Source organism: Bacillus sp. FSL M8-0266 (assembly GCF_038613425.1).
In the GTDB taxonomy this organism is placed as follows: domain Bacteria; phylum Bacillota; class Bacilli; order Bacillales; family Bacillaceae; genus Bacillus; species Bacillus pumilus.
The window spans coordinates 3,035,003-3,055,735 of record NZ_CP152015.1; the positions used below are offsets into that span (position 1 = coordinate 3,035,003).

At 42.9% G+C, this 20,733-nt stretch carries 26 protein-coding genes and 1 riboswitch; of the genes, 4 read left to right on the forward strand and 22 right to left on the reverse strand.

Annotated features, from left to right (window positions below; genetic code table 11):
* Positions 1-71: 71 nt before the first annotated feature.
* From sufB to MKY83_RS15835, 19 genes are all read right to left on the reverse strand, one after another.
* A complete protein-coding gene (gene sufB / locus MKY83_RS15745; protein ID WP_003213112.1) occupies positions 72-1,469 on the reverse strand; it encodes a Fe-S cluster assembly protein SufB in 1,398 nt (465 codons plus the stop codon).
* A 17-nt stretch (positions 1,470-1,486) separates the two neighbouring features.
* Positions 1,487-1,933, reverse strand: a complete 447-nt coding sequence (gene sufU / locus MKY83_RS15750; protein ID WP_342487468.1) for a Fe-S cluster assembly sulfur transfer protein SufU — start codon at positions 1,931-1,933, stop codon at positions 1,487-1,489.
* On the reverse strand, positions 1,923-3,143 hold the full coding sequence (locus MKY83_RS15755; protein WP_342487469.1) for a cysteine desulfurase: 1,221 nt from the start codon (positions 3,141-3,143) through the stop codon (positions 1,923-1,925). The genes sufU and MKY83_RS15755 overlap by 11 nt, the downstream gene beginning before the upstream one ends.
* Positions 3,143-4,456: a Fe-S cluster assembly protein SufD gene (gene sufD, locus MKY83_RS15760; RefSeq protein WP_342487470.1), complete on the reverse strand. Its 1,314-nt coding sequence runs from the start codon at positions 4,454-4,456 to the stop codon at positions 3,143-3,145. Before sufD ends, MKY83_RS15755 begins: the two co-directional genes overlap by 1 nt.
* A gap of 18 nt (positions 4,457-4,474) precedes the next feature.
* The gene (sufC, locus tag MKY83_RS15765) at positions 4,475-5,260 is read right to left on the reverse strand and encodes a Fe-S cluster assembly ATPase SufC (protein ID WP_044140878.1); all 786 of its coding nucleotides are present in this window, start codon (positions 5,258-5,260) and stop codon (positions 4,475-4,477) included.
* 210 nt (positions 5,261-5,470) lie between these two features.
* The gene (locus tag MKY83_RS15770) at positions 5,471-5,608 is read right to left on the reverse strand and encodes a hypothetical protein (RefSeq protein WP_162839378.1); all 138 of its coding nucleotides are present in this window, start codon (positions 5,606-5,608) and stop codon (positions 5,471-5,473) included.
* Between the two features lie 215 nt (positions 5,609-5,823).
* Positions 5,824-6,192, reverse strand: a complete 369-nt coding sequence (locus tag MKY83_RS15775; RefSeq protein WP_342487471.1) for a carboxymuconolactone decarboxylase family protein — start codon at positions 6,190-6,192, stop codon at positions 5,824-5,826.
* 104 nt (positions 6,193-6,296) lie between these two features.
* Positions 6,297-7,118, reverse strand: a complete 822-nt coding sequence (gene metQ, locus MKY83_RS15780) for a methionine ABC transporter substrate-binding lipoprotein MetQ (RefSeq protein ID WP_044140879.1) — start codon at positions 7,116-7,118, stop codon at positions 6,297-6,299.
* Positions 7,119-7,132: 14 nt separating this feature from the next.
* Positions 7,133-7,801: a methionine ABC transporter permease gene (locus MKY83_RS15785; protein ID WP_044140880.1), complete on the reverse strand. Its 669-nt coding sequence runs from the start codon at positions 7,799-7,801 to the stop codon at positions 7,133-7,135.
* Positions 7,794-8,819, reverse strand: a complete 1,026-nt coding sequence (locus MKY83_RS15790) for a methionine ABC transporter ATP-binding protein (RefSeq protein WP_342487472.1) — start codon at positions 8,817-8,819, stop codon at positions 7,794-7,796. Before MKY83_RS15790 ends, MKY83_RS15785 begins: the two co-directional genes overlap by 8 nt.
* Before the next feature lie 154 nt (positions 8,820-8,973).
* A riboswitch (SAM riboswitch) is annotated at positions 8,974-9,082 on the reverse strand.
* A 102-nt stretch (positions 9,083-9,184) separates the two neighbouring features.
* On the reverse strand, positions 9,185-9,526 hold the full coding sequence (locus MKY83_RS15795) for an SCP2 sterol-binding domain-containing protein (protein WP_003212918.1): 342 nt from the start codon (positions 9,524-9,526) through the stop codon (positions 9,185-9,187).
* Between the two features lie 120 nt (positions 9,527-9,646).
* The gene (locus tag MKY83_RS15800; protein ID WP_106067272.1) at positions 9,647-9,949 is read right to left on the reverse strand and encodes a thioredoxin family protein; all 303 of its coding nucleotides are present in this window, start codon (positions 9,947-9,949) and stop codon (positions 9,647-9,649) included.
* Positions 9,950-9,961: 12 nt separating this feature from the next.
* A complete protein-coding gene (locus MKY83_RS15805; RefSeq protein ID WP_044140882.1) occupies positions 9,962-10,306 on the reverse strand; it encodes a toprim domain-containing protein in 345 nt (114 codons plus the stop codon).
* Between the two features lie 128 nt (positions 10,307-10,434).
* Positions 10,435-10,671, reverse strand: a complete 237-nt coding sequence (locus MKY83_RS15810; RefSeq protein ID WP_106066273.1) for a YusG family protein — start codon at positions 10,669-10,671, stop codon at positions 10,435-10,437.
* Positions 10,672-10,714: 43 nt separating this feature from the next.
* Positions 10,715-11,098, reverse strand: a complete 384-nt coding sequence (gcvH, locus tag MKY83_RS15815) for a glycine cleavage system protein GcvH (RefSeq protein WP_003213614.1) — start codon at positions 11,096-11,098, stop codon at positions 10,715-10,717.
* A 66-nt stretch (positions 11,099-11,164) separates the two neighbouring features.
* The gene (locus tag MKY83_RS15820) at positions 11,165-11,521 is read right to left on the reverse strand and encodes an arsenate reductase family protein (protein WP_034317446.1); all 357 of its coding nucleotides are present in this window, start codon (positions 11,519-11,521) and stop codon (positions 11,165-11,167) included.
* Between the two features lie 110 nt (positions 11,522-11,631).
* Complete coding sequence (locus MKY83_RS15825) at positions 11,632-13,413, reverse strand: acyl-CoA dehydrogenase family protein (protein WP_319610276.1); 1,782 nt, start codon at positions 13,411-13,413, stop codon at positions 11,632-11,634.
* Between the two features lie 14 nt (positions 13,414-13,427).
* Positions 13,428-14,603: an acetyl-CoA C-acetyltransferase gene (locus tag MKY83_RS15830; RefSeq protein ID WP_106067274.1), complete on the reverse strand. Its 1,176-nt coding sequence runs from the start codon at positions 14,601-14,603 to the stop codon at positions 13,428-13,430.
* Positions 14,604-14,615: 12 nt separating this feature from the next.
* Positions 14,616-17,003, reverse strand: coding sequence for a 3-hydroxyacyl-CoA dehydrogenase/enoyl-CoA hydratase family protein (locus MKY83_RS15835; RefSeq protein ID WP_106067275.1), 2,388 nt, complete (start codon positions 17,001-17,003; stop codon positions 14,616-14,618).
* Positions 17,004-17,202: 199 nt separating this feature from the next.
* Between MKY83_RS15835 and MKY83_RS15840 the strand changes: the two genes are divergently transcribed.
* From MKY83_RS15840 to MKY83_RS15850, 3 genes are read left to right on the forward strand one after another with little or no spacing between them, the layout of a single operon-like run.
* Positions 17,203-17,340: a YuzL family protein gene (locus tag MKY83_RS15840; RefSeq protein ID WP_003212904.1), complete on the forward strand. Its 138-nt coding sequence runs from the start codon at positions 17,203-17,205 to the stop codon at positions 17,338-17,340.
* Positions 17,341-17,384: 44 nt separating this feature from the next.
* Positions 17,385-17,618 carry a hypothetical protein gene (locus MKY83_RS15845; RefSeq protein WP_223250686.1) on the forward strand — a complete coding sequence of 78 codons (234 nt, stop codon included), beginning with the start codon at positions 17,385-17,387 and terminating at the stop codon, positions 17,616-17,618.
* 11 nt (positions 17,619-17,629) lie between these two features.
* Positions 17,630-17,977: a spore coat protein gene (locus MKY83_RS15850; RefSeq protein ID WP_106067276.1), complete on the forward strand. Its 348-nt coding sequence runs from the start codon at positions 17,630-17,632 to the stop codon at positions 17,975-17,977.
* A 32-nt stretch (positions 17,978-18,009) separates the two neighbouring features.
* Here MKY83_RS15850 and MKY83_RS15855 read toward each other — a convergent pair whose 3' ends face one another.
* From MKY83_RS15855 to MKY83_RS15865, 3 genes are all read right to left on the reverse strand, one after another.
* The gene (locus tag MKY83_RS15855; RefSeq protein ID WP_044140890.1) at positions 18,010-18,261 is read right to left on the reverse strand and encodes a YusU family protein; all 252 of its coding nucleotides are present in this window, start codon (positions 18,259-18,261) and stop codon (positions 18,010-18,012) included.
* A 72-nt stretch (positions 18,262-18,333) separates the two neighbouring features.
* Positions 18,334-19,164 (reverse strand): ABC transporter ATP-binding protein, encoded by an 831-nt coding sequence (locus MKY83_RS15860; RefSeq protein WP_003213584.1) that lies wholly within the window; start codon positions 19,162-19,164, stop codon positions 18,334-18,336.
* 148 nt (positions 19,165-19,312) lie between these two features.
* Positions 19,313-19,759, reverse strand: a complete 447-nt coding sequence (locus MKY83_RS15865; protein ID WP_342488694.1) for a YusW family protein — start codon at positions 19,757-19,759, stop codon at positions 19,313-19,315.
* A gap of 111 nt (positions 19,760-19,870) precedes the next feature.
* Between MKY83_RS15865 and MKY83_RS15870 the strand changes: the two genes are divergently transcribed.
* A complete protein-coding gene (locus MKY83_RS15870; protein ID WP_342487473.1) occupies positions 19,871-20,716 on the forward strand; it encodes an oxidoreductase in 846 nt (281 codons plus the stop codon).
* Positions 20,717-20,733: the final 17 nt, after the last annotated feature.

Genomic DNA, 20,733 nt, shown 5'->3' on the forward strand with positions numbered 1-20,733 from the left:
TTGTGGGTGTTTTGTGGGTGCTTAATAAAAATGCAATACCTAAACACCTTTAATCCCCGGTATATCAACGGTTAACCTATACTACCTTCCATCTCAAACTTAATCAAGCGGTTCATTTCAACGGCATATTCCATTGGCAGTTCTTTTGTGAATGGCTCGATGAAGCCCATGACGATCATTTCTGTTGCTTCTTCTTCAGAAATTCCGCGGCTCATCAAGTAGAATAGCTGCTCTTCTGATACTTTTGAAACCTTGGCTTCGTGCTCTAATGAAATGTTGTCGTTTAAGATTTCATTGTAAGGAATCGTATCAGATGTTGATTTGTTATCCATGATGAGTGTGTCACACTCGATGTTTGAGCGTGCACCCTCTGCTTTACGTCCGAAGTGAACGATTCCGCGGTATGTGACTTTACCGCCTTGTTTGGAAATCGATTTCGATACGATCGTTGAAGATGTGTTTGGTGCAAGGTGAATCATTTTTGCACCTGCATCTTGGTGCTGACCTTTACCTGCTAGGGCAATACTTAATGTCATACCACGAGCGCCTTCACCTTTTAGGATGACCGCTGGGTATTTCATTGTCAGCTTAGAACCGATGTTTCCATCAATCCATTCCATTGTCGCATTCTCTTCACATACTGTACGTTTTGTGACAAGGTTGAAGACGTTGTTTGCCCAGTTTTGAATCGTTGTATAACGGCAGTAGCCGCCTTTTTTCACGACGATTTCAACAACCGCACTGTGAAGTGAGTTTGTTGTGTAAACTGGAGCTGTACAGCCTTCTACGTAATGCACATGTGCGCCTTCATCAACGATGATGAGTGTACGCTCGAACTGACCCATGTTTTCAGAGTTGATACGGAAGTATGCTTGAAGTGGTGTATCTACTTTGACGCCCTTTGGTACGTAGATAAATGAACCACCAGACCATACAGCCGAGTTAAGCGCAGCAAATTTGTTGTCAGTCGGAGGAATGACTTTTGCCCAGTGCTCACGGAAGATGTCTTCGTTCTCTTTTAATGCGCTGTCTGTATCTTTAAACACAATGCCTAGATCTTCAAGGTCTTGCTTCATGTTGTGATACACAACTTCAGATTCATACTGAGCAGATACACCTGCTAAGTACTTTTGCTCTGCTTCTGGGATCCCAAGCTTATCAAAGGTTTCTTTGATTTCTTCTGGTACTTCATCCCAAGAACGCTCAGAGCGCTCTGATGGCTTTACGTAGTACGTAATTTCATCAAAGTTTAATGCATTTAAATCTCCGCCCCATTGTGGCATCGGCATGTTGTAAAAGAGCTCAAGAGATTTCAAACGGAAGTCGAGCATCCACTGAGGCTCTTCTTTCATACGAGAAATTTCTTCAACGATCTCTTTTGTCAGTCCGCGCTCTGAACGGAAAATGGAAACGTCTTTATCAGAAAAGCCGTATTTATATTCACCAACATCTGGCATTTTTTTAGCCATCCATTTTCACTCCAATCTTATGATTTGCCGTTATCTTCGGCAGATGCGCCTTTTTCAAGCGCCTTCCAGGATAATGTTGCACATTTGATGCGGGCTGGGAATTTTGCCACTCCCTGCAGCGCCTCAATGTCACCAAGATCAATGGAATCGTCGTATTCTTTTCCTAGCATCATATCGGAGAAAATCCGAGACATTTTCAAAGCTGTTTCAATATCTTTCCCTTTAATCGCCTGCGTCATCATAGAGGCAGATGCCATTGAAATCGAGCATCCTTCTCCTTCAAATTTCGCATCCATGACCTTTTCGCCTTCGATTTTCATCGTGAGACGAATGCGGTCACCACACGTTGGGTTGTTCATATCGACGACAATGCTGTCGTTTAACACACCTTTGTTTCTCGGATTTTTATAATGATCCATAATCACTTGTCTGTACAGTGTGTCTAAGTTTACATTAAAAGACATTCGTAAAATACTCCTTTGTCTTACGGAGCGCTGCAATGAGCTCGTCAATCTCTTCTTCTGTATTGTACAGATAGAAGCTTGCTCTTGCAGTCGCTGATACACCAAGCCATTTCATGAGCGGCTGTGCACAGTGATGTCCAGCACGAATGGCGACACCTTCTGTATCCAGAACAGTTGACGCATCATGCGGATGGACGTCGTCTAAGTTAAACGTCACAAGCCCAGCCCGGTGCTGCGGTCCATAAACAGTCGCACCTTTAAGCTCCTTAAAGCGCTCAAGCGCGTAAGTGGCAAGCTGATGCTCGTAACGGCTGACTTCCTCCATACCGATTTCATTTAAGAAATCAATCGCTTTTCCTAGTCCAACTGCTCCGGCAATAATCGGTGTTCCCGCTTCAAATTTCCACGGGAGCTCTTTCCAAGTGGAATCATACAGATCCACAAAGTCGATCATTTCACCACCAAACTCAGCAGGCTCCATATTATTCAAAAGGTCCTTCTTCCCGTAAAGCACACCAATGCCAGTCGGTCCACACATTTTATGCCCAGAGAATGCGAAAAAGTCACAATCTAGATCTTGAACATCAATTTGCATGTGCGGCGTGCTTTGCGCACCATCGACGACAATAATGGCACCATGATCGTGTGCAATTTTAGCGATTTCTTTAATCGGGTTGATGGTTCCTAGTACGTTTGAGACATGCGTGACAGCGACGATTTTCGTTTGATGTGTGATCGTTTGCTTCACATCTTCAAGCGATAGCGTGCCGTCTTCCTGTAACGGAATATATTTCAATGTGGCGCCAGTTGCTTTTGCTGCTTGCTGCCAAGGGATGATATTCGCATGATGCTCCATGTGCGTAATGACAATCTCATCGCCTTCTTTGAGGTTTGCTCTGGCATAGCTGATCGCCACTGTATTCAGTGCGGTTGTTGTACCTCTAGTAAAAATAATCTCCTGGACAGATGAAGCACGGATGAATGCACGAACTTTCTCTCTGGCACCCTCGTATGCGTCCGTTGCTTTTGTTCCAAGGGTATGAACACCCCGGTGGACGTTCGAGTTGTAAGACCGGTAATACTCATTCATTGCATCAATGACCACTCTTGGTTTTTGAGAAGTCGCCGCACTGTCCAAATACACCAAATCATGTCCGTTCACTTGCTGATGAAGGATTGGAAACTGCTCACGAACGTCTTTGATATTCATTATTTTACTTTCCTTTCAATCACAGAAACGAGCTGCTTTTTAACTCCTTCAATCGGCAGTTCTTTGACGACTGGATTTAAGAAGCCATAAATCACAAGTCTTTCTGCATCTTCTTTGGAAATCCCGCGGCTCATGAGGTAATACAGTTGAATTGGATCGACACGTCCAACAGAAGCAGCATGCCCTGCTGTTACATCATCTTCATCAATTAATAGAATCGGGTTTGCGTCACCGCGTGCTTTCTCACTCAGCATGAGAACACGTGATTCCTGCTCGGCATTTGACTTCGTTGCGCCATGCTCGATTTTACCAATTCCGTTAAAGATAGAGGATGCTTGATCCTTCATCACACCATGCTTCAAGATATACCCTTCAGAGTTTTTACCGAAGTGGATGATGCTTGTTGTAAAGTTTTCCGTTTGATTCCCGCGGCCGACAACAACTGATTTTGTATCACCGAATGTCCCGTCGCCCATAAGCTTTGTGATGTTTTCAGACACGACGTCTCCATCATTCATCAAGCCAAGCGCCCATTCGATTTTACTGTCACGGCCATTGGCCATACCGCGTCTGTTCACATAGACTGTGACACCTTCTGAAAGGTTATCTACTGCACCGTAAGTGACGCGGGCATTAGCTCCCGTGAACACTTCGGACACGATATTGAAGATTGCTTCTTCAGGTTTTGCTGTACTAATGTAGTTTTCTACATATGTGACTGCACTATGATCGTCTGCTACGACGATGACATGGTTGAACAAAGTCGTGTCGTCATTTTCATGCAGGTAGATGGCTTGAATTGGCGCTTCAAGTTCTACATTTTTTGGTACATAAAGGAAAGCTCCGCCATTCACTAAAGCAGCATGTAAAGCGGTTAGTTTATGCTCATCTACTTTCACTGCATTAGTCATGAAGTATTTCTGCACTAGATCTCCATGTTCGCGAAGCGCTGTATGAAGATCAGTGAAGATCACGCCTTTGTCTTTCGCTTCCGTTGAAAGGGACAAGTATGCTGGCGTTTGATCACGCTGAATGTAGACTGTCTTATCCGTGTCCTCTAAATCAATGAGAGATTTCACTTCTTCAGGAAGCTCTTCTAATGATCCAAATGGCGCACTTTCGACTGTATGCTGTTTGAAATTGGTTAAATTCCATTTAGAAATATTCGTTTTGTCAGGCTTTGGCATTGGAAGGTCTTCTGCTTTTTCAAGAGCCTGTAAGCGAAGGGAACTCATCCATGCCGGTTCCTGATGCTTCTCGGAGAAGCTTTTGACATAATCTTGATCTACTGATAATTTCGTTTCTAATGTCATCAATAATCCTCCTAACGCTTACGCTTCTTGACCAACAGTTTCGTCTTCAATTCCTAACTCTTTTTTAATCCAGTCATAGCCTTCTGCTTCTAGACGTTGTGCAAGCTCTGGTCCGCCAGATTTCACGATACGTCCTTGCATCATGACATGAACGTGATCTGGTGTGATGTAGTTCAGTAGACGCTGATAGTGAGTGATCATTAAGCAGCCGAAGCTTTCGCCGCGCAATCTGTTAATCCCTTTAGAAACCACTTTCAACGCATCGATATCAAGACCAGAATCGATTTCGTCAAGGATCGCAATTTTTGGTTCAATCATCATTAATTGAAGAATTTCGTTGCGTTTTTTCTCCCCGCCTGAGAAACCTTCGTTTAGGTAGCGCTGCGCCATGTCTGGGTCCATTTCAAGGAACTCCATGTTTTCGTCCATTTTGCGGATGAATTTCATTAGAGAGATTTCATCGCCTTCTTCTCTGCGAGCGTTAATAGCAGAACGAAGGAAGTCCGCATTTGTCACACCACTAATTTCAGATGGGTATTGCATCGCAAGGAAAAGACCTGCTTGAGCGCGCTCATCTACTTCCATTTCAAGTACATCTTCGCCATCAAGCAAAATGCTGCCTTTTGTTACTTCATATTTAGGATGACCCATAATGGCAGCAGATAAAGTTGATTTACCTGTACCGTTTGGTCCCATTACTGCGTGGAATTCTCCACCTTTTATCTCGAGGTTTACACCCTTTAAGATTTCTTTCCCTTCAATCTCAACGTGCAAGTCCTTAATTGTTAATGTCGAAGCAGTCATATATCGATACCTCCAAAATAATCATTATTCTCAATTTATTCTCATTCTAATTTTATAACAAATTAAAACTGAATACAACACATTCACGATATACGTGAGAGGATGCTCTCAAAATTCTAACAAAAAATGCAGGTGGATAAAAGGATTTATGTCGAAAAGACTGTTTCCATAAAGAAAGGACGGGAAACTGTTCTCCCCGCCCCTTAGCTATCAATAGCCTCGTATATTCATTTTTGCGAGCTGTCTTTTCTCATCTCGATAGGACTGCTCTCGTTTATATTCCACTTTCATCCGTAAGTCATGGTCTCTTTCGTACTCTGCATAGCTCATGCCATGAGCCTTGTGCATGGCCTTTTCCATCTCGGCGGTATAATCCAATCCCAGTGTACTATGGTCCGAACAAATAATAAACCATTCCCTTCTTTGAGTGTAGCTTTATTGTATCAAAGGCATGCGGCTTCACTCAAAAGGGATATGACGCGCTATGCTGGCATATTTTCTCACACAATCGGCTGAGAACGACTCAACTCCCTGAGATGGAAAAATGCCATCTTATCCTTCCCTTAATGCGTCTGTCCTCCAAATTCGTCAATACATTGCTGAACGACAGTAATCCCTTGGCTCAGTGCTGCCCCGCCGCCAAATGCTGCCGCCACGCTGACAACCTCTAGCAAATTCTCTTCTGTCGCGCCTTGGTCGAGCGCTCCCTTTGTATGATAAATCATGCAGTATTCATCCTGTGCATGAATACTGATGCCAAGGGCAATTATTTGTTTTTCCTTTTGCGTTAATGAATCGCTCTGAAAGCACTGCTCCGTGAATTCATTGAATTTCTTCCCAAATACCGGCATTTTCTTCTGAAATTCACCCATTGCCGTTTTATAATCAGTCAGTGATTGCTGCATGGATCCGCTCATATGCTGTTCATTCATCTTCATTCCATCCCTTCAGATCATTTGTACATTTTTATTATGAGCGAGATTTGAAAAAATACACAAAAAAACCTCGCTTTGATGAAAGCGAGGTTAACACATGGTTATTCAGATACCGGTAGTACAGCACCGTCATATTTTTTGTCAATGAATTCTTTGATTTTATCAGAGTGAAGAACTTCCATTAACGTCTTGATCTTATCTGATTTTTCTTCACCTTTGCGAACAGCCACGATGTTTGCATATGGGTTGTTCTTTGTTTGCTCAAGTTCAATTGAATCTTTTTTCGGATTCAATTTATTTTGAATCGCATAGTTGACGTTGATAAACACAGCATCACCTTCACTGTTTTCATAAGCTTTCGCTGTTAGTTCAGGAGCGATTTTTTTGAACTTTAGGTTCTTTGGGTTTTCTTTGATGTTCTTTACCGTTGCATTGATTGTATCAACCTTCGGATCAAGCTTGATGACACCTGCATTTTGAAGCAGGGTAAGCATACGTCCTTGTTCAGCTACGTTGTTTGTCATAATAATCGTGCCGCCGTTTGGAATATCTTTTACTGATTTGTACTTCTTAGAGTAGATACCGAATGGCTCAAGGTGAACCGCACCGGCACTAACTAGGTTGTAATCTTTGTTTGATTTATTTTCTTCGTTTAAGTAAGGGATATGTTGGAAAAAGTTTGCATCCACTTCTTTTTCAGCTAATGCTTTGTTGTACATTTTATAATCACTAAGTACTTTCACTTTTAGATCGTAGCCTTTTTCTTTTAGAAGTGGTTTTGCTTCTTCAAGAATCTCGGCATGTGGTGTTTTTGAAGCGGCAACCGTAATGGTTTTGCTATCACTTGCGTTATTAGATGAACCGCATGCAGCTAAGATGCCTGCAAATGCTAGAAATAGTGCACTTAAAATCAATTTCTTCATGAATAAATCCTCCCTTAACGTTTATCAATTTTATTTGTAATCAAATCACCGATTATTTGAATAATAAAGACGATGATGAGAATAAACACAGTGGCTACAAGTGTGACATCTGTATTACCAGATTGGTATCCTTCCACATAAGCAAGGTCACCAAGTCCGCCTGCTCCAATTGCACCTGCAATCGCAGTTGAGCCAATTAAAGCAATCGCTGTTACGGTAATACCTGAAATGAGGGCTGGCAATGATTCTGGCAGCAATACTTTGAAAATGATGGTCGATGTTTTCGCTCCCATTGACCGTGCTGCTTCAATGACTCCTTTGTCTACCTCACGCAGTGCAATTTCGACAAGACGTGCATAGAATGGAGCTGACCCAATGACAAGGGCAGGGAGTGCTGCATTTGGACCTAGAATTGTATGCATTAAGAATTTCGTGAACCCTAATAAAAGAATAATTAAAATGATAAAAGGAATCGATCTGAAAATGTTGACGACTGCACCGATGACAGCATTGATCGGTTTATTTTCCCAAAGACCGCCTTTTCCTGTAAGGAAAAGCAGGAGTCCAAGAATAATTCCGATGACAAATGCAAACGCCAATGAAATGAGTGTCATATAGACTGTTTCACCCGTTGCATTCCAAATGACATCTAAATCAACGTTCGGAAACCATTTCTCAAACATGTGTCATCACCTCAATTTCAACCTGTTTACTTTGGATATAGGCGATGGCTTTTTCTACCTCGGTCTCTTCTCCATTAATATGGATAAAGAGTGTTCCAAACGCGCCTTCCTGCGTTTGAGAAATCTTTCCTTGAAGGATGTTCACATCGACCTGGAAGGATCGAACGATTTCAGTGATGAGCGGCTGCTCGGCAGAATCGCCAATAAAGGACAACCGTACGACCTGACCTTCTTTTACACGCTCTAAGACGTGCTCGATTGTTTCTTTCGCTTCCTCTGGTTCAGCAAGCTGCTGTACAAATCGCTTCGTCATTTCTTCCTTCGGCTGTCTGAAGACGCGTAATACTTCGCCTTCTTCGACAATGCGTCCATTCTCCATCACCGCCACGCGATGACAAATTTTACGAATGACGTGCATTTCGTGCGTAATCAGCACAATCGTGAGCCCTAATCGTTTATTGATATCCGCTAAAAGCTCAAGGATAGAATCCGTTGTTTGCGGATCAAGCGCTGACGTCGCTTCGTCACAAAGAAGAACCTTTGGATCATTTGCTAATGCTCTCGCAATCCCCACACGCTGCTTTTGTCCGCCGCTTAGCTGAGACGGATATGCATTTTCTTTTCCTTCTAAACCGACCAATTTAATCAGTTCATTCGCACGTTCTCTTTGTTTTGATGCCTTTACACCTGCGATCTCAAGCGGGAACATAATATTTTGTCTCACCGTTCTCGACCAAAGTAGGTTAAAGTGCTGGAAAATCATGCTGATTTCTTGTCTTGCTTTCCGAAGTTTCGCATTTGATACTTCATTGATCCGGTTTCCTGCCACTTCAACAATTCCTGCTGTTGGCAGCTCCAGACCGTTTAATAGGCGAATCAGCGAGCTTTTTCCGGCACCGCTATACCCGATAATTCCGAATATTTCACCTTTATCGATATCCAAGTTGACGTCTTTCACGGCATCAACATTTCCGCTTTTTGAGTGGTACGTTTTTGATACATTCTGTAAATGGATCACAGTCTGTTCACCTGCTTTCTTGCTGAATCTATAGGTTGCCATCACATACGTTATTTATTCTTCCTGCTGCCATGCCTCGTGCCTGACGTGAGGTCAGTAAAAAAGACCTAACTGCAATGCAAGCAGAAAGGCCTTTTATGTTCAATACGCCTTTCTCTCATCTTTCAAAGCATTGCGGCTTTGAGTGAATTGGCACCAATTTCAGCTATGCTGACGGTTGCCGGGTTTCATAGGGCACGTCCCTCCACCTCTCTTAATAAGAGAAAATATGTTGTTTTATGTGATGTTCATGTTTTTACTAACGTAGAATATCATGCTACCCGAGATATGTCAACGCTGTAAATCGCTAATTTCCAAGTAAACGACTAAGTTATCATTTTTCGAAAAAAACCGTTCGTCAGCCAAAGTACCGCCTCTAGTCTTAGGAGCGCACGGAATGACCCTTTTACTTTCACTTGTCCCCTGCTAATTAACTGCTGTAAGGACATATCTCCATCTAATAATTGAAGTATTTCTTTTCTCTCACCATAAAAGATGAGATCCGATAACTCAATTGCAGGTAGTTTCTTCACTTCACCACGCTCATCCACAATCAATGTACAAGAGTCAGTTTCCGCCTCAAATGTAATCTTCAAGGATGATGATGAGAGCAGCGGCTTTAGCAATAATCGCTGCCCTGTGTTTCCATGGGTTTTCACTTTTTCCACATGTATAACCTCCCTGTCATTTGGTTATACATAACATTTCTCTACAAACATTCGCTTGTCCTTTATAAATAACTCGACAAATTTTCAGATGAAGTGCTTGAAATATGACAAAAAACCGCTTTATTTAGCGGTTTCAATCATTTCATGAAGATATGGAACGGAGTGAAAGGCATAGCCTTTTTGCACCAGCTCACCTTTTTTAAACAGTAGAAAGCAAGGAACACTTTCGATTTCAAAAGTTTTCGCAAAGCCTGGTGAGTAGTTTAAGTTATTTTCATAAAAAGGTACATCCGGCTGCATGGTGTCTACGACAGCCAGCATTTTCTTTGCCAGCTGACATGTTCCGCAAAACGGTGTATATAAGTATAAAAGAAATAAATCGTCCTTTATCTCCTTGAATTCGTGTTCTTCAATCTCTTTCATATACGTCCACCCTCATATATATTTCGAATGAACATCAATGTTTGCAGCTAATAGGATAGATGCAATGTGGGCTGACGGTGAAGCGGCCACTTCGCGGTACGTTCTGTCGACAAAAAGATGAAGTGCTTCAGGGAATTCTTTTCGAAATTGCTTCCGCAGTTTGTCGCCTGCATCGTCACTGTCTGCTAATATGTAAACGTCTTTCCCCAATAATTCGTCTACGAGCTGATCCAGCTTCGATGTACTGATCGTGCCATTGGTGCAAATGATGGTAACAGGTTCACTTATGACTTCTTTTAGCTTTTGTTTGTCTGTTTTACCTTCTACAATGATGACCTTTTCTACCTCTACATTCATCACGATCACCCGGCCCTTTTGACGTTGTTCACTTCTCCCTTAGATTACAATTTTTCATTCAGGTTGTAAAGATTAGGCGCTTGCACTAAAAAGACTGCAGCTTATGCTCACTGCAGCCTCATCTGTGATTAGCACCAGCCATTTTCATCATCACAGTCTACATATTTTTCTGTCCCGTGGGTCAATGTATCCGTCAGACGATAAAAACGATTTTGATCATAGGAATAACCTGATTTTAACTCATATTGGTTTTCACTAATCATCGTGCCAATCTCTTCATTTTGATGATACAACACCATGCCGTTTTCTTTGAATCGTCCAGTGACATGATCTGTTATATCCACATGTTCTTTTTGAAAAGACAAATTGGACACCCCCATAAAGGTAGAGTGTCCAATTTCACGTGAATTAGTCTTCTTTTGTCATTTCTTCATATTGCTCAGCAGTCATCAAGTTCTCAATTTCAGATGTATCAGCTGGCTCTACCACGATCATCCATGCTTTTTCGTATGGAGAGTCGTTGACGAATTCAGGGCTGTCATCCAGCTCATCGTTCACTTCGACGATTGTACCGTTGATCGGTGCGTAAAGCTCAGAAACTGTTTTCACAGATTCTACACTTCCGAAAGGCTCGTCCGCTGTAATTTTGTCTCCTACTTCAGGAAGCTCAACGAACACGATATCGCCTAGCTCAGATTGAGCAAAATGCGTAATACCGATACGCACCTTATCTCCTTCTACTTTGACCCATTCATGTTCTTCTGAATAACGTAAATCTTTTGGTGTGCTCATTCAATACCCCTCCAGTCTTTTCTTTCAATCTATATTGAAGATACCACAATCTGAATGAAAGTTACATCATTTCCAGACGCTTTTAAATGTATCTTCATTAAATCCAACTGTGACTCGTTTACCGTCTGTTGTAATCGGACGCTTGATCAGCATTCCGTTAGATGCGAGTAATTCGAGCTGCTCGTCCTCTGACATTGCAGGAAGTTGATCTTTCAGCTGTAGCTCTCGGTATTTCTGTCCGCTTGTATTAAAGAACTTCTTCAGCTCTAAGCCGCTTTTTTCGTAAAGCGCTTTTAATGTTTCTTTATCAGGCGTCTCTTCGACGATATGTATGCTGTTGATGTCTTTATTGTGTTCTTCCAGCCATTTTTTTGCTTTTCGGCATGTACCGCAAGATGGGTATTCATAAAAATCTAAAGCCACTATTTTCACCTCCTGCAAGTAGTGAGAACATTTTATCACAAAATATTTTAAAAACCTAAATGTATGCTTACAAAAAGGTGCGGAGTGATATCCGCACCTTTTAAGCCGTCTTATACGATATATTTCTCTGCTTCAAAGATTCGTTTCGCCACTTCGCGCTTTTTGGCGATGACATTGATCGGGGTGAATCTTGTCAGTTTGCGAAGAGCTGACAGATTCATGCGGAGTGAATCTCCTTCTTCCATCGCGATCAAGGATTCTTTTGCATGGGCTTCAATTTTTATGAAGGCTTCCTGCGTGAAAATTTGTGTGTAAGCAAGCTTTTGAGTATTCTTATCTAGCCCTGATGCAGCGATTGCCTTTTCAGTACGCAGAATCGCCGATTCAACAGCAAACAGTTCATTGACGATATCCGCTATGTTCACAAGAATCTCTTGCTCTTTGTCTAATGCTTTTCCATACTTCATCGCCGCCATTCCAGATACCATTAAGGCGATCTTTTTCGCATGGACGAGCAAGTATTTTTCTTGATCGAGCGGCTGATCACCCGGCTCTTCCGGCATCATCATCATGAGCTCTTCCTGTAAGGTTTGCGCTTTTTGAAGCAGCGGAAGCTCTCCCTTCATCGCTTTCTTCAAGAATGTGCCTGGTACAAGCAGACGGTTGATTTCGTTTGTCCCTTCAAAAATACGGTTAATCCGTGAGTCACGATAGGCTCTTTCGACCTCGTATTCTTGCATGAATCCATATCCGCCGTGAATCTGCACACCTTCATCCGCAATATAATCTAAAGTTTCAGAGCCAAGCACTTTACAAAGAGAGCATTCAATCGCATATTCTGCAATGGACTGGGCGATTTTTTTGCCGTCCTTTTGCTCTTCTTCACTTAATAGGCCCATGCGCTGTTCAAATAATCCGACTGTGCGGTAAACAGCACTTTCCATCGCATAGAGCTTTGCCGACATGTTGGCTACTTTTTCACCAATTAAGCTAAATCGAGAAATAGGCGTTTGGAATTGCTTACGCTGATTTGCATATTCTGCCGATAATTGAATGACACGTTTTGACGCACCAACTGTCCCCACAGCCAGCTTGTAGCGTCCGATATTCAAAATGTTAAAGGCAATGACGTGACCTCTGCCAGCCTCACCTAGTAAATTCTCCTTCGGCACTTGAGCATCTTCAAGTATTAATGTTCTCGTCGATGACCCTTTAATGCCCATCTTTTTCTCTTCAGGTCCCGTTTGGACACCTGGAAAATCCTTTTCTACGATAAAAGCAGAGAAGTGTTCACCATCAATTTTCGCATATACGACAAAGACGTCGGCAAATGCGGAGTTTGTGATCCATTGTTTTTCACCATTCAGCACATAATGAGTTCCGGCTTCATTTAAGACCGCAGTTGTCTTTGCTCCAAGGGCGTCAGAGCCTGATCCTGGTTCAGTGAGGGCGTACGCTGCAATCGTTTCTCCAGAAGCGAGTCCAGGAAGATATGTTTCCTTTTGTGCTTGATTTCCAAACAGCACGATGGGCAGAGATCCAATGCCGACATGGGCGCCATAGGAAAGCGAGAAGCTCCCTGCTCTGGAGAATTTCTCGGTAATAATGGCTGAACTAATTTTATCTAATCCGAGTCCGCCGAATTCTTCAGGCACGTCAGCTCCTAGCAGCCCAAGCTCTCCAGCCTTTTTGAGAAGCCTGACGGAATGCTCAAATTCATGGTTTTCAATTTGATCTATATATGGAACAACGTCTTGTAAAATATAATCCTCTGTTGTCTTTCCAATCATTTGATGCTCATCAGAGAAATCCTCTGGTGTAAAGATATGTTCATAATTCGTCTCATCAATTAAGAAGCTTCCACCCTTTTTTACTTCTTCCATTGCTTTCATTCTGATTTCCCCCTTTAGATCAATTCAAAAATTCCTGCTGCTCCCATGCCCCCGCCGATACACATTGTGACAATGCCAAATTGCTCGTTTCGTCGCTTCATTTCATGAATGAGTGACAGTGTCAGTTTCGTTCCTGTACAGCCGAGCGGATGTCCTAGCGCGATTGCCCCGCCATTGACATTCACTTTCTCTTCATCGATTCCTAAATGACGAATGACTTGAATGGCCTGAGAGGCAAACGCTTCGTTTAATTCAAACAGCCCGATATCCTTCAGCTCAAGTCCAGCGATTTTCAGCGCACGCGGAATGGCTTCAATCGGACCGATTCCCATCACCTCAGGCGGTACACCACCAACAGCAAACGCCCGGAACTTGGCAAGAGGCTGAAGGGAAAGTGAGGATGCTTTCTCACGATCCATCATCATCACACATGCAGCGCCGTCACTTGTTTGTGAAGAGTTTCCTGCGGTCACCGTGCCTTTTGTCGAGAAAGCCGGACGCAAAGTAGAAAGAATCTCTTCCGTTGTCCCTGCTCTCACGCCTTCATCCTGTGAAAACTTGAATTGATGTTCTTCTAATTGATATTGCTTCCCTACCCGCCGCTCTGTTACATCAACGGATACAATTTCATCTGAAAACTTTCCATCCTGTAATGCTTTGGCTGCCTTTTGATGACTTCTTACCGCAAAGGCGTCCTGATCTTGACGTGTGACCTGATACTTTTGCGCCACCTGCTCTGCCGTGTGTCCCATGCTCATATAGTATTCAGGCGCTTGCTCTGCCAAATGAGCATTCGGACGAATGGAGTGACCCATCATTGGCACCTGTGACATCGATTCGACTCCACCGGCTAAGATTGTTTCTGCCTGACCGAGCATGATTCGTTCACCCGCATAAGCGATTGACTGAAGACCAGATGAGCAGTAGCGGTTAATGGTGATCGCAGGTACTGTATACGGAAGCCCTGCTAATGCTCCAATATTACGAGCCACATTTAACCCCTGCTCTGCTTCTGGTGTTGCACATCCGATGATCAAATCATCTATCTGTCCGTCGTAATCACCGGCACGCTTTATTGTTTCTTTTACACACAATGCGCCCATATCATCAGGCCGAACATGTTTTAACGATCCTTTTTTCGCCTTCCCTACTGGTGTTCTCGCGCCAGCGACAATGACTGCTTCTCTCATTTTGACTCCCCCTTAGTTACGTAAAGGTTTTCCTTTGACGAGCATGTGCTGCATGCGTGCTTGTGATTTCACTTCTCCTACAAGACTTAAAAAGGCTTCCCTTTCAAGCTCTAATAAGTATTGCTCCTCTACCTCTGTTCCAAATGGCAGTTTCCCGCCGGAAATAACATGAGCTAATTTTTTAACAATGGTCATGTCATGCTCTGAAATGTATCCAGACAATCTCATATTTTCGGCCGCCAATATCATTGCTGCATAGCCTGTTTCTCCCATGACGGGCACCTTTTGCTTGAGCGGCGCACGATAACCCGCTTCATCAAGAGAGAGCACAAGTTGTTTCGCATCATAGATCAGGTGATCTCCGTTCATACTGATTCGGTCACTCGCGCGAAGCATGTTCATATCCCTCGCTTCCTCTGCCGAAGTGGACACTTTCGCCATTGCAATTGTTTCAAATGTTTTCATCGTGGCGTCTTGTATAGCGGTCTCTGGCGGCTTAGCTGATCCTTGAAGATGGCGAAGGTATAATTCTTTGTTTCCACCGCCGCCTGGAATCAGTCCAACTCCCGCTTCGACAAGACCCATGTATGATTCGCTGGACGCCTGAATAGCTGCTGCCGGCATACAAACCTCAGTTCCGCCTCCGAGTGTCATACCAAACGGAGCAGCAACGACTGGACGGTCGCTATATTTCACCTTCATCATTGCCTGCTGGAAGCGGCGGATCACAAAGTCAATTTCAAAGAAATTATCGTCCTGAGCTTCCATTAAAATCAAAGCAAGGTTAGCACCAACACAGAAGTTCTTCCCTTGGTTTCCGATGACAAGCCCTCTATAATTCTGTTCCACCTCATCGACAGCGCGATTGATCATGTCAATGACATCTAGTCCAATGGCATTGCTTTTGGAGTGAAATTCGAGCAAGGCGACATCATCACCGATATCAATCAAGCTCGCACCAGCATTTTTAAAAATCACGCCCTGCTTCTTTTTCAATCTCGCTAAGGAAATATTCTTGTCGTTTCCTTTTTCCTGTTCATAAGCCCCATTGTGATAAAACGCACGCTCTCCATCAGCATTCTCTTGATAGAATGTATCGTGTCCTTCTGACAGCATGTCTTGCACCCACTGCGGGATGCTGTGTCCTTCTGCTTCCATGCGTTCGACTGCTTTTTTCACACCGATTGCATCCCATAGCTCAAATGGACCGTGCTGCCAGCCAAATCCCCATTTCATTGCGTTATCGATGGACTGAATATCATCCGCAATTTCGCCTGTTAACTGAGCTGAATAAAGGAGCACAGGTGCCGTCATGTTCCAGAGCAATTGTCCTGCACGGCCATCTTGATAAATAAGCGCTTTCAATTTCGCTTTCGTTCCCTTTTGCTGCTTTGCCATCTCAATGCCTGGATCTTTCAGTTTCGTTCGTTCTCCGTATGTGAGCGTCACAGGGTCAAGTTCTAAAATGGTCTTTCCATTTTTTTGATAAAATCCTTGCCCTGCCTTGCTGCCAATCCATCCTTTTTCAAGCATTCGTTCAATAAACTCAGGCAGCTGGAAAATATCTTTTTCCTTTCCTTCTACTTGGTCATATACGTTGCGGGCTACATGGAAAAACGTGTCGAGCCCTACAACATCAAGTGTACGGAAAGTCGCGCTTTTCGGTCTTCCAATGAGAGGTCCTGTGACCGAATCCACCTCTCCAATGGTGTATTTGTTTTCAAGCATTTCACGCACTGTCACAAGGAGTCCATAAGTACCAATACGATTGGCAATAAAGTTCGGCGTATCTTTCGCTTCAACGACGCCTTTACCAAGTACATCCTCGCCAAACGTTTTCATAAATTGGAGTACTTCTGGATCTGTTTCTTGAATAGGAATGATTTCTAAAAGCTTTAGATAACGAGCTGGGTTAAAAAAATGTGTGCCTAAAAAGTGACGTTTAAAATCCTCTGATCGGCCTTCTGCCATTTTTTCAACCGAAATTCCAGATGTGTTACTTGATACGATACTGCCTTCTTTGCGGTGTTCGTCGATGAGAGAGAATACATGTTGTTTAATGCTGAGCTTTTCAGTGACAACTTCAATGATCCAGTCAGCATCATGTAATAAGGAAAGGTGATCTGTGAGATTTCCCGGTGTGATGTATGATAGGTTTTTTGCTGAAGTAAGAGGTGCTGGCTTTTGCTTTAACAATTTTTTCATCGCTTCTTGACTTAATCTATTCCGAACACTAGGGTGATCAAGCGTTCGCTTTTTTGCCGTTTCTTCCTTTGTCAGTTCGTTTGGCACAATATCTAGCAATGTTACTGGTATCCCGATATTGGCTAGATGCGCAGCAATGCCTGAGCCCATGACACCTGAACCAATGACAGCCGCCTTGCGAATATGTTTGCCCATATATATCCCCCTAAACATTTTGAATGAATAGTCATTCATTTTTTGTCCAAAAAAAAGCAATGCCTCTTTCTTTATCTTAAAAGATTTTCCGAAACAGTTCAAGAGCGGATTTCAAAAATTTACACATTCTCATGTGCCTTACTTTGCGGCGTATGAATTAAAGATGAGAGGGCATTGTAAGAATGGAGGTGATGTCCACATGTCTCGTTTGAAGAAAAACCCATCGAAAGCAGGCGTAAGTGCTGCAAGTGTAAAAGGAAACGCAGGTCCATCACAGGAAGCAGACCTAGGCGGCAAAAAGACTAGTCAAAATCAACAATATAAAAAGAATCAGTAAGGAAACAAAATCGTAAGGAGGAACACACCTTGAACAATCAGCAAATGAATATGCCCCCGCAAGTCATTTCAGTGAAGGATTCCTTGTACTTAGAGGATATGCTGAATTGGAACTTGATCGCTATGAAAAAGGCTCACTTTATGGCCGAGCATTGCCAGGACCAAACATTGAAACAAGAATTAAATCAAGTGGGCCAAATGCACCATCAGCATTACACACAAATTCTTCAGCATTTAGGCAGCTCAGGGCAAGGCCAGTCTACTGGCTTTATGCAATAGGAGGAAAAAACATGGAACAACAAAACCAACAAAAAATCGGGAATCCTCAAACTCCGGTTCCCACGACAACAAACATGAATGATCGTGATTTTGTCACAGATCTCTTGTCGACTGAAAAATATATCACAAGCGGATACAACACAGCGCTCAATGAATTCAGTCATGAATCTCTTTATCAGGATATTCAGCGAATTGCACTAGAAACTCAGAAAACACAAAGACATTTATATGATGTCATGTTCCGATATGGCTGGTATTCTGTTGAAGCCGCTGAACAGCAAAAGCTCCAGCAGGCGCACCAGAAATTCCAGCAAACACTGACAGAACAATCTCCATACGGACCATCACAGATGTCATAAAGAAAAACTGCCAGTATGGAGCTGGCAGTTTTTTAGCGATCTTGATTCGCTCGATGAGCTTCGTTCATTTGTTTGATCCGCTGAATTGTTTCTTTGATTTCTTCCTTAGCCTCTGGATACGTTTCATTAAAGTGCTTTGCTAGAGGCGGCATACTTTTTGCAATATGAGAATAGATTACCCACTGTTTCACATCTTGTTTCAGTGCGTCTGTTGATTCGCCAAGCAACAGCTCAGTATATTTCTCAAGCAAGCCTTCCAGCTTTTCGTCTAGTTCATTTCCCATTGATCTTCCGCTCCTTTTTTCAGAAAAAAGCCTGACTCTGTACGTAACAGATGTCAGGCTTTTGACATACGATTATCTTGCAGCGAGAAATGTCTCCGCTTGCGCTTGCTGCACAATACAGCGTCCTCTGCCATGCGGAATACATAATGGAGTTCCGAATAAAGGATCTGTTGTCACTTGGCAGTTCATATCAAAGACATTTTTCACAAGATCACAATTAATGACCGTTTCTGGTCTTCCTTCTGCATAAATCGTCTTGTCTTTAATCGCTACAAGGTGATGAGCATATCTACATGCGAGATTCAGGTCATGAAGAACCATGACAATCGTGCGCTGCTCTTTTTCATTTAAGTCAAACAGAAGGTCGAGAATTTCAATTTGATGCGTCATATCTAAATACGTCGTCGGCTCATCTAACAAAATGATATCCGTCTCCTGCGCTAACGTCATCGCAATCCATGCACGCTGCCTTTGTCCACCTGATAATGAATCGACCGTTCGATCAGCAAGGTCTTCCATCTTTGTTGACTTCAGTGCACGATTCACTGCTTCCTCGTCTTGCTTTGACCACTGCTTCAGCCAATTTTGATAAGGATATCTGCCTTGCTTCACTAGCTGATGCACGGTTAATCCTTCTGGCGCTTCTGGTCCTTGCGGAAGAATGGCGAGCTGTTTCGCTACTTCCTTTGTTGGTAATTTGGCAATGGAATGACCTTCAAGCAGGACAGAACCACCCATTGGCTTCATGAGACGGGCCAAAGAGCGAAGTAGCGTGGATTTACCGCATCCATTGCTGCCAATAAATACTGTGATTTCACCCTTAGGGATTGATACATTTAGTTCATCTATGATCATTGTTTCTCCGTAGCCTAAGCTTAAACCTTCAGTAGAAATGGCACTCATTCCGCTCAAACGCTCCTTTTCTCATGCAAATTTTTTATATGAAATATCGTCTATATATAGACGCAAAAGATCACTTATCTCAATTTAGTGTATCAGATTTAAGTGATCTTGAAAATCATTTTCAATTAAAAAATGAGAAAGTTCCGTTTTACTTCTTCTTTTGGAATGTACGTTTGGTCCCATCTTCAAGCTTAATATCGACCTGAATTCGCTGATAATCATCGTCTAAATTAAAAGCAGCTAATAGCTCATTTACATACGTTTCATTGATCTTCGCACTAGGAATCGACATATCATTTAGCTTCATCTTCATCTCGCGTAATGCTTCTTCACCTTCATAGCGGACACCGTTCATATGATCACTAATAAGTGCTTCTTCTTTTCCTTTCGCCTGACGATAGGTGGCTTCGTATAATTCGCTTTTCTGCCCGTATTGAACATGCAGGTGGAGATGCTCAAATGGAAGTTCCTTCATTTGAACCGCTGAGAGACTCTCTGCTTCTGCTTCCTTTGTTTGCTGGAGCGGCTCAATCGATTGACAGCCAGACAGCATAAAAAGCAGCACTCCTATTTGTCCCGCCTTCTTCCAACACATCATGTGCTACCTCCTATTTCTTATCATCGCTTTTTATTCTTCTCCATCCTTCTTTTCGTTATTCAATAAAAGAGCGGGCTATGGTAAATTGAAACAAAAAGGAGGTACGAGATGATGAAAAGGACAGCCATTGTAACTGGTGCCAATAGCGGCTTTGGCAAGCTCATCACGATAGGTCTCGCCAAGCAAGGCTATAAAGTGATTGCAGGTGTCAGGCAGGAAGCGAATGCAAAAAAGCTTGCTGAAGAAATCGAGCAAGCCTCGTTATCCGCATCGATACATATTGAAGCATTAGATGTGACAGACACGCAGTCAATTCAAGCATTTCAGAAAAAGCTACATGCTTACGCCCCAATTACCCTGCTTGTCAACAATGCAGGAACAGCCTATGCGGGTTTTGCTGAAGAGGTTCCTGTTAACACGTACCGCCAGCAATTTGATGTCAATGTCTTCGGAGTCATGGAAGTGACACAAGCCGTCCTTCCGCTGATGACAAATGGTGCAAAAATATTCAATATGAGTAGCATCAGCGGATTAATGGGAATGCCCGCACTTTCTCCTTATGTATCCTCCAAGTTTGCTTTAGAGGGCTACACAGAGAGCTTACGCATTGAACTGGCCTCGTTCGATATACAGGTAGCCTTGATCGAGCCAGGCTCTTTCCAAACGAATATTTGGAACACGTCTATGAACGAGCACATGTTGCAGCCAGAGGAAGGCTCGAAATACATACACATCTATCAAAAAATGATGGCTCATATCAATGCCCAGAAATCAAACTACGGGGACCCGCGTGAAGTCGCAGATCTTGTGATTCGATTAGCCGAGAAGAAGCAACTGAAAAAGCTGAGATATCCAATTGGGAAAGGAGTGCAGTTTTCATTTACAGCAAAGCAGCTCCTGCCTTGGAGCATGTGGGAAAAGATCATATTACGTACACTCTCTTCAAAAAAATAGGCATAAAAAAACAGGTA

Bases quoted from the DNA above. Each gene is read 5' to 3' on its own strand.
- MKY83_RS15860 (WP_003213584.1), bottom strand. From the start codon at position 19,164: ATGAGTGCCATTTCTACTGAAGGTTTAAGCTTAGGCTACGGAGAAACA.
- sufU (WP_342487468.1), bottom strand. From the start codon at position 1,933: ATGTCTTTTAATGTAAACTTAGACACACTGTACAGACAAGTGATTATG.
- MKY83_RS15800 (WP_106067272.1), bottom strand. From the start codon at position 9,949: ATGAAAGAGATTGAAGAACACGAATTCAAGGAGATAAAGGACGATTTA.
- MKY83_RS15865 (WP_342488694.1), bottom strand. From the start codon at position 19,759: ATGTGTTGGAAGAAGGCGGGACAAATAGGAGTGCTGCTTTTTATGCTG.
- MKY83_RS15830 (WP_106067274.1), bottom strand. From the start codon at position 14,603: ATGAGAGAAGCAGTCATTGTCGCTGGCGCGAGAACACCAGTAGGGAAG.
- MKY83_RS15845 (WP_223250686.1), top strand. From the start codon at position 17,385: ATGAATATGCCCCCGCAAGTCATTTCAGTGAAGGATTCCTTGTACTTA.
- MKY83_RS15850 (WP_106067276.1), top strand. From the start codon at position 17,630: ATGGAACAACAAAACCAACAAAAAATCGGGAATCCTCAAACTCCGGTT.
- MKY83_RS15805 (WP_044140882.1), bottom strand. From the start codon at position 10,306: ATGAATGTAGAGGTAGAAAAGGTCATCATTGTAGAAGGTAAAACAGAC.
- sufB (WP_003213112.1), bottom strand. From the start codon at position 1,469: ATGGCTAAAAAAATGCCAGATGTTGGTGAATATAAATACGGCTTTTCT.
- MKY83_RS15825 (WP_319610276.1), bottom strand. From the start codon at position 13,413: ATGAAAGCAATGGAAGAAGTAAAAAAGGGTGGAAGCTTCTTAATTGAT.
- MKY83_RS15870 (WP_342487473.1), top strand. From the start codon at position 19,871: ATGATGAAAAGGACAGCCATTGTAACTGGTGCCAATAGCGGCTTTGGC.
- sufC (WP_044140878.1), bottom strand. From the start codon at position 5,260: ATGACTGCTTCGACATTAACAATTAAGGACTTGCACGTTGAGATTGAA.
- MKY83_RS15835 (WP_106067275.1), bottom strand. From the start codon at position 17,003: ATGGGCAAACATATTCGCAAGGCGGCTGTCATTGGTTCAGGTGTCATG.
- gcvH (WP_003213614.1), bottom strand. From the start codon at position 11,098: ATGAGCACACCAAAAGATTTACGTTATTCAGAAGAACATGAATGGGTC.
- MKY83_RS15855 (WP_044140890.1), bottom strand. From the start codon at position 18,261: ATGGGAAATGAACTAGACGAAAAGCTGGAAGGCTTGCTTGAGAAATAT.
- metQ (WP_044140879.1), bottom strand. From the start codon at position 7,118: ATGAAGAAATTGATTTTAAGTGCACTATTTCTAGCATTTGCAGGCATC.
- MKY83_RS15775 (WP_342487471.1), bottom strand. From the start codon at position 6,192: ATGAATGAACAGCATATGAGCGGATCCATGCAGCAATCACTGACTGAT.
- MKY83_RS15770 (WP_162839378.1), bottom strand. From the start codon at position 5,608: ATGCACAAGGCTCATGGCATGAGCTATGCAGAGTACGAAAGAGACCAT.
- sufD (WP_342487470.1), bottom strand. From the start codon at position 4,456: ATGACATTAGAAACGAAATTATCAGTAGATCAAGATTATGTCAAAAGC.
- MKY83_RS15840 (WP_003212904.1), top strand. From the start codon at position 17,203: ATGTCTCGTTTGAAGAAAAACCCATCGAAAGCAGGCGTAAGTGCTGCA.
- MKY83_RS15785 (WP_044140880.1), bottom strand. From the start codon at position 7,801: ATGTTTGAGAAATGGTTTCCGAACGTTGATTTAGATGTCATTTGGAAT.
- MKY83_RS15755 (WP_342487469.1), bottom strand. From the start codon at position 3,143: ATGAATATCAAAGACGTTCGTGAGCAGTTTCCAATCCTTCATCAGCAA.